Raw genomic sequence first — 7,078 nt, forward strand, 5'->3', positions numbered from 1 at the left:
TCAGCAGGTGAAGCGGGCGTCGGCCCAGTCCCCGAGATCGGCCGCCCACCAGCGACCGTCGGCCGAGCTCACCATCAGCCGGATCGAGTGCTGTCCGGCCAGCGGCACGTGCACCGCCACCGGCGTCGCCCCGGCCGCCAGCCGCGGTGAACTCCACAGCGTCCGGTCGCCGTCCCCGCGCACCGAGAAGACCACGCCACCCGTGGCCGGGGTGAGGTCGTCCACCCCCGCGACCGCCTCGTAGGCGGTGCACGGCCGGTTGAGGTCGAGCGTTACGGACGACGGGACGACCATCGAGATGCCGCGCCGGTAGTCGGTGCCGCCCATCGTGAGGCCCTGGCGCTGCCAGAGCCAGTCGCTGGCCGCGGCGTCGATGCTCGGTCCGGTCGGCGCGACCCGGTGGGTGCCCTTGCTGAACGGCAGGCTGTCCAGCCAGTAGCTGGTCAGCGGTACGGGCGCGGGCGGCACGGGCACCGTCGGCGTCGGGACGACGGGCGTGGGCACCGGCGGCGGGGTGGGCCTCGGCGGGGGCGTCGGGGTCGGGACCACCGGCGGCGTCGGGGTGGGCGTGGGGGACGGGCTGGGCGTCGGCCTCGCCGAGGGGGTGGGGCTCGGCTTGGGCGCGCGGGGATGGGTCGGGACGGGCTTCGGCGGCGGCGGGGTGGGCGCAGGCGTCGGTACGGGCGCCGGGACCGGGGCGGCCGGGACCGGCGCCGGGGTGGCCGGCGCGCTGCTCATCGGCGGGGCGGCGGCCGGCGGCCGGGCCTCCGGGGTGGCGGTCAGGGCGTAGGCGACGGCCGCTGCCGCGGCCACCGCCACGGCGGCGGCGATCCCGGCCTTGGCCACCGTGCCGAGTCCCTCGCCGGCCGCTGCGGCCGCACCGCCGCCACCCGAGCCGCCGGCCGTGCCACCGGCCCCGGCCGCAGCCCCACCGGCCGCGGCGGTACCGCCTACCGCCGTACTTCCGCCCGCAGCCGCGCCGCTTCCCGCTGCCGCAGCGCCACCAGCCGCAGCGCCGCCGGCCAGCGCACCCGCGCCGAGCGCGGCCGCGGCGGCCGAGAAGGCCCCGGACCCGACCCAGAGCAGTGCGCCGCCGGGCAGCACCACCCGCAGGCCGTGGTTGATGTCGGCCAGCTCCAGATACGCGGTCGTGCACCGGTCGCACTCCTGGAGGTGCCGCCCGACCTCGGTGGACGCCCGCTTGCGCAGCGCCCCCCGGGCGTACAGCCCCAGCCGGTTGGCGTACTCCTCGCACCCCTGCTGCTGGGTCCCCGAGACGTGGGCCTGCAGGAACCCGGCCGCCAGCCGGGAGCGGGCCCGGTGCGCCTGCACCGCCGTGGCGTTGGCGGTCTTGCCGAGCAGCACCGCGACGGTCTTCGGCGACTCCTGCTCGACCTCGGTGTGCCAGAGCAGCACCCGGTCGTCCTCGGGCAGTTCGACGAAGGCGCGCATCACCATCCGCTGGTCGGCCTGCGCGATGGCCCAGGCGTCCGCACCGGGGTCGGCGAGGTCGTACTCCACCGCGCCGCCGGCCGCGGACTGCGCGAAGACGCTGAAGTCGTCGACCAGTTGCTCGCGCCGCTCGCTGCGGGCCCAGGCCGCGGCGACGTTGCGGACGGCGGTCAGCAGGTAGGCCCGGACGGCGAACTCCGGTCCCTTGCCGGCCTTCAGTGCCTGAAGCGTGCGGGCGAAGACCTCGCCCGCCAGGTCCTCGGCGGTGAAGCTGTCCCGACAGCAGGTCCGGGCGTAGCGCCGGACCGGGACAGCGTGCCGCCGGTAGATCTCCTCGTAGGCGCTGTCGTCGCCGGCCCGCACCAGCGCCGTCAACTCGGCGTCGGAGGGCGGCCGGTCGCCGTCCACCGGGTCGGCGGGCGGCGGCACCTTGCCGACCGCCGGCGCCTCCGCGCCGCCGGCCGGGCGGGCGCCGACGAAGGCCGCGGGCGTCACGCCGCCCTGGCCGGCGTTGGCCTGCCCGGGCACCCGACCGGTCGCCGGTCCGACGCCGTACGCGGAGTCGGCGAGCGACTCGCGCGGCGGCGCGCCGCCCTGGCCGGGCACCTGCCCGACGGACGGCTCGCCGTGTTCGGCACCGCGGTCGCCGCCGCGGTCCGTTCCCCGCTCGGTGCCGAAGCCCGCACCGAAGTCGTAGTCGTGCTCGTTCTGCTCCTCTGCGCTCACGAGCCCACTCTGCCGTTCCCGGCACGTCCGTTGACACCCTTGACGACGGTTGGTGCGGCGCACGGCGCCGATTCGCGCCGCGCCGGCGCTCGGCGCGCCGGTCTGCGACAGGCCCGGGCAGCGACCGCAGCACCACGAAGGGTATGCACTGGGACATTGGCTCCAACCACGGCCAAAGAATGGCATAGCGGAGAGGGCTCCGGTAGCCGGACGTCCCTTGACCCACTCTTCCGGGGAAGCCGACCGGTGCCCGTTCGGCTTTCCCGTCCACGCAAGTTGACGCCGGGCCATGTGCCAGCTGCCGGCTGCCGGGCGGACGCCTCCGCCCGTCCGCCCGGCAGCCGGTACCGCTCAGCCCACCCGCAGCCCGTCCAACAGGATGCGCAGCAGCCGTTCGGCGGGCTCCGCGCTGTCCACCCCGGCACCCCGCCCGATCGAGGGCGGTACCGCGGCGGTCAGCACCAGCACGATCTCCGACACCGTCACCCCGGCCCGCAGTTCACCGGCTGCCGCCGCCCGGGCGACCAGTGCGTCCAGCAGCCGCAGCAGTTGCCGCGGATCCGCGTCCGGCTCGGGTTCGCACCCGGGCGTCTGCGCGAGCTCGGCGGCAACTCCGGTGCCCGCGCCGGACTCCGGCGACAGACCCGGTTCGGGCGCCGCCGGGGCGTCGTCCGGGGAGAGCCGCTGCTCGGGCACCCGCGCCAGTTCCTCCGCGTACCGGAACGCCTCGGGCGGCAGCAGCCGTCCGGCCCCGGTGCCGACGGCGGTGGCCAGATAGGCGGCCAGCGCCTCCCACGGACCGGCGAGCCCGTACAGGGCCTCCTTGGCCCGGGCGGTCAGCCAGGCAACCTCCTCGGCGGCGATCCGCTGGACCAGCACCTCCTTGCTGGGGAAGCGCCGGTACACCGTGCCGACACCGACCCCGGCTCGCCGGGCGACCTCCTCCATCGGTGCGTCGTAACCGAGTTCGCCGAAAACCTCGCGCGCCGCCCGCAGCACGCTCTCCAGATTGCGCCGGGCGTCGACCCGCAGCCTGCTCCCGCCCGGGCGCCGCTCCTCGGCCGGGGCGGCGGGCGGTTCGTGCTCCGGTCCGGCCCGGTACGGGACGGACAGCGGGGTGCGTTGTTCGGGCACCGTGTTCGCCCCGATCTGCGGCCCGGTCGGCTCGCCCAGCAGAAGATGCTCCTGTTCCATCATCCCAACCCTCCCCCGCAGGGGCCCTGTTCCAGGCCCCTGTGCGTAGTCGCAGCAGCCGGCCGTGGGGCGCCCGCCGTCCATCCCCACCACTCGGCCCCCATGAGTGCCCGGCCCAGGTGTAGCAGCCGGGCTCCCGGGCCGCCCGGCGATCGTCCGGCGATCGGGGTCGGCGCGCCCGGGCGAGGATCGCCTGCGGACTACCCTTCCCCGTTTCAGCGTGCGCCAGTCGGCCTGGACGGCCAACGGTAAATCAGGCCGTAATGGATTCACCACCCGGGGTGACGAATTGATGCTCCATGATGACCTGGAATCGGCCCCGGGGTGCTCCCGGCCGCCGAAAATCCGTCTCACCGGATCCGGTACGCACTGTGGACAAGAGGCACCCCGGCAGGGCGTCATGGTTGCGTGAACCAGGTCACATCGACAGGGGGTGCCGTCATCCGGATCCTGATCGTGGGTGGCGGCTGCGCCGGACTGACCGCGGCAGCCCGTCTCCAGCAGGGCCTGCGGGCCGAACTGCGTTCCGGCGCGGTGGAGATCACCGTGGTCGAGAACAGGTCCTACCTGACCTACCAGCCTCTGCTGGCCGAGGTCGCGGCGGGCTCGATCGATCCCCGGCACGTGGTCGTGCCGCTGCGCCGGGCGCTGCCCGCGTGCCGCGTGCTCACCGCGCGGATCGCCCGGATCGACCATGCGCGCAGACTGGCCTGGATCGTGCCCGAGACCGGCCCGGAGGTCGAACTCCCGTACGACCAACTGGTACTGACGGCCGGTTCGGTCTCCCGCACGCTGCCGATCCCCGGCCTCGCCGAGCACGGCCTGGGCTTCGGGACGGTCGGCGAGGCCGTCGGCCTGCGCAACCACATCCTGGAGCAGCTCGACATCGCCTCCTCCACCCGCGACCCCGAACTGCGGCAGTCCGCCCTGACCTTCGTCTTCGTCGGCGGCGGCTACGCGGGGGTCGGCGCGCTCGCCGAGCTGGAGGACATGGCCAGGTACGCGCTGCGCGGCTACCCCAACATCCAGCCCAGCGACCTGCGGTGGGTGCTGGTGGAGTCGAGCGACCGGATCCTGGCCGAGGCCGATCCGGTGCTGGCCGGGCACACCCTCGTCCAGCTGCGCGAACGCGGCGTGGACGTCCGGCTGTCCACCGCCCTGGAGTCCGCGCAGGGGCGCGTGACGGTCCTCTCGGACGGCAGTCGGTTCGCGGGCCGGACGCTGGTCTGGACGGCCGGGGTCCGCCCGGCGCCGCTGCTGGGCGCCACCGACCTCCCGTTGGACGACGGCGGCCGGGTGCGCTGCCTGGCGACCCTGCGGGTGGCCGGGCCGGACGGCGGCCCGCTCGCGGACGCCTGGGCGGCCGGCGACTGCGCGGCGGTGCCGGATCCGGGCGCGGACGGCGCGCCGTGCGCACCGAACGCCCAGCACGCGCTGGGGCAGGCGGAGCTACTGGCCGACAATCTGATCGCCTCGCTCGCCGGTGGCAGCGGCGCCGAGGGGGAGTACCGGCCCGAGCGCCCCTGCTCGTCCGCCTCGCTCGGGCTGGGCCGCGGCGTCGCCCACACCCGTCGGCGCAGCCTCACCGGCCGCCGGGCCTGGCTGCTGCACCGCGCCCGCACGCTGCGCGGCCTGCCCAGCCCGGACCGCCGGGTGCGGATCCTCGCGGACTGGATCCTCGCCGGCCTCTTCACCCGCGAGGTCGTATCGCTGGGATCACTGGAACATCCGCGAGCCGAGTTCGAGGCGGCCGTCGACTCCTGCGAGAGCTGATCGCCCCCGGGCGGGCCGTACAACACGACCAACACACGTACGACTTCCGGAATCGCTCCTCCACCTGTCAGGATCTGCCTGACAGCTCGTCACGGCCTGTGCAAACGCATGTACGAAACGTGATGACTCCTGGTGACTTCGAGGAAGCGGAATCGGTTGAACCTCATGCGCTGGAGTGCGCGGCTCGCCGGAGCCCCGTGGCGCGTCGCCCCGCCACCGGACGACGCCGTCGCCGTGCCCGGACCGCGCGACCCGCTCGGGCCGGCCGGCTGCCCGGGCCCACTGCCGCTCGACCTGCATGAGCTGTACGACCTGCGGGACATCCTCGGCCGGCTGCCCGCGCCGGTCGCCGTCACCTACGGCTCCCGCCACCGGCTCGGCTACGCCAACCACGCGTACCGGGAACTGTTCGGCACCCGCACGCCCGGCCTCCCGGCCGACGAGGCGATGCCCGAGCTGGCCGAGCTCGGCCTGCTCCCGCTACTGGACCAGGTGCTGCGCAGCGGTCGCGCACGCAGCGTCAAGGCCCGGTGCATCCAGGACGCCGCCCCCGGCGGCCGGGCGCGGCACTTCAACGTCTCCTGCGTGCCGCTGCACGCGAACGAGCCGGCGCAGGTGCCGGCGCTGACAACCGGCTCGGGCGGCTCGGCCGCCGTCCGCGAGGGACGGGCCCCGGCACCGGTCGGCGTCCTGATCTCGGCGGCCGAGGTGACCGACCAGGTCCAGGCAGCCGTCCGGCTGCGCGAGGCGGAGCGCCGCCAGCGCGAGGCCGCGGTCACCCTGCAGCGCAGCCTGCTCCCGCAGGAACTCGAACAGCCGGCCGATCTGAGCGTCGCCGCCACCTACCAGCCCGGCGGGGCCGAGGCGGCCGTCGGCGGCGACTGGTACGACGTGATCAGCCTGCGCGGCGGACGGACCGCTCTGGTCATCGGCGACGTGATGGGACGGGGACTGCGCGCGGCGGCGGTGATGGGGCAGCTGAGGACGGCGGTGCGCGCGTACGCCCGACTCGACCTCCCGCCGCACCAGGTGCTGGGCCTGCTCGACGGCATCGCCATGGAGATCGACGCCAACCAGATCGCCACCTGCGTCTACGCCGTCTACGACCCTCCGGTCGGCACCCTCACCTACGCCTCGGCCGGCCATCTCCCCCTGATGCTCCGCTCCCCGGACGGCACCGTCCTCCAGGGCGAGCAGCAGAACGGCCCGCCGCTCGGCACCGGCGGCGGCAGCCACAGCTCGCACATCCTGCGCCTGCTGCCCGGTACCACTGGAGTCCTCTACACCGACGGCCTGGTCGAACGCCGCGACCAGGACATCGACGAGGGCCTCGGCCAGCTCGCCCGCACCCTGGCCGGCGCGGTCGGCTCACCGGACGTCGTCTGCGCCCGCCTGCTCCGCGCCATGGGCGTCACCGCCGACCACGACGACGACGTCGCGGTGCTCGCCTTCCAGCTGCCGTCACGCGTGCCGCAGCCGTTCACCGCCCCGGGGGTTGACCCGAGTGCCGAGGAGGTCTAGTGTTCTCCGAGCTGCCTGTCTGGGAGCACCGGACGCGCACTCTGCACGGACGGTCCCGGGGCAGCCACTCCTCTGAAACACCTTTCTCAGCAGTCATTCGCCTTTCTGCGCGTCGTCGCAGGGGGCGTTGTTTTGCTGTGCCGGCATTTCGGTGAGTGGGGCCGGATTCGCTTTTCGGAGCGGGGCTGGGCTAAAGTTCAACACGTCGGACAGGCCGTCAGGTCGGTTACGGCGAAGGCCACTTGAGGCCGAGCGGTGCGGAAGACCTGGTAAGGTTGGAAGCACAGCAGCAGGAAAGCGAGTGAGAAACGCCGAACGGCGGATCTGATAAGCTGAATGCAGAACGAACGAAGCGCCCGGAGATACTGCGAAGGCAGTTCGAAGGAAGTGTCCGTTCCTTGAGAACTCAACA

At 74.4% G+C, this 7,078-nt stretch carries 3 protein-coding genes and 1 pseudogene; 2 read left to right on the plus strand and 2 right to left on the minus strand.

All coding sequences use genetic code 11. From position 1 onward, the window contains the following. Positions 1 to 2,178 carry a sigma-70 family RNA polymerase sigma factor gene (locus P3T37_RS28485; protein ID WP_280726779.1) on the minus strand — a complete coding sequence of 726 codons (2,178 nt, stop codon included), beginning with the start codon at positions 2,176 to 2,178 and terminating at the stop codon, positions 1 to 3. Positions 2,179 to 2,529: 351 nt separating this feature from the next. Beyond that, positions 2,530 to 3,375, minus strand: a complete 846-nt coding sequence (locus P3T37_RS28490; RefSeq protein ID WP_280726780.1) for a helix-turn-helix domain-containing protein — start codon at positions 3,373 to 3,375, stop codon at positions 2,530 to 2,532. Positions 3,376 to 3,780: 405 nt separating this feature from the next. On the opposite strand from P3T37_RS28490, the gene P3T37_RS28495 reads away from it, so the two are divergent. Both P3T37_RS28495 and P3T37_RS28500 read left to right on the plus strand, forming a co-directional pair. Continuing rightward, positions 3,781 to 5,145 carry an FAD-dependent oxidoreductase gene (locus P3T37_RS28495; RefSeq protein WP_280726781.1) on the plus strand — a complete coding sequence of 455 codons (1,365 nt, stop codon included), beginning with the start codon at positions 3,781 to 3,783 and terminating at the stop codon, positions 5,143 to 5,145. A 165-nt stretch (positions 5,146 to 5,310) separates the two neighbouring features. After that, a pseudogene (locus tag P3T37_RS28500) lies at positions 5,311 to 6,612 on the plus strand (PP2C family protein-serine/threonine phosphatase); the annotation flags it as partial. Positions 6,613 to 7,078: the final 466 nt, after the last annotated feature.

The sequence above is a fragment of the Kitasatospora sp. MAA4 genome (assembly GCF_029893355.1).
Classification (GTDB): Bacteria; Actinomycetota; Actinomycetes; order Streptomycetales; family Streptomycetaceae; genus Kitasatospora.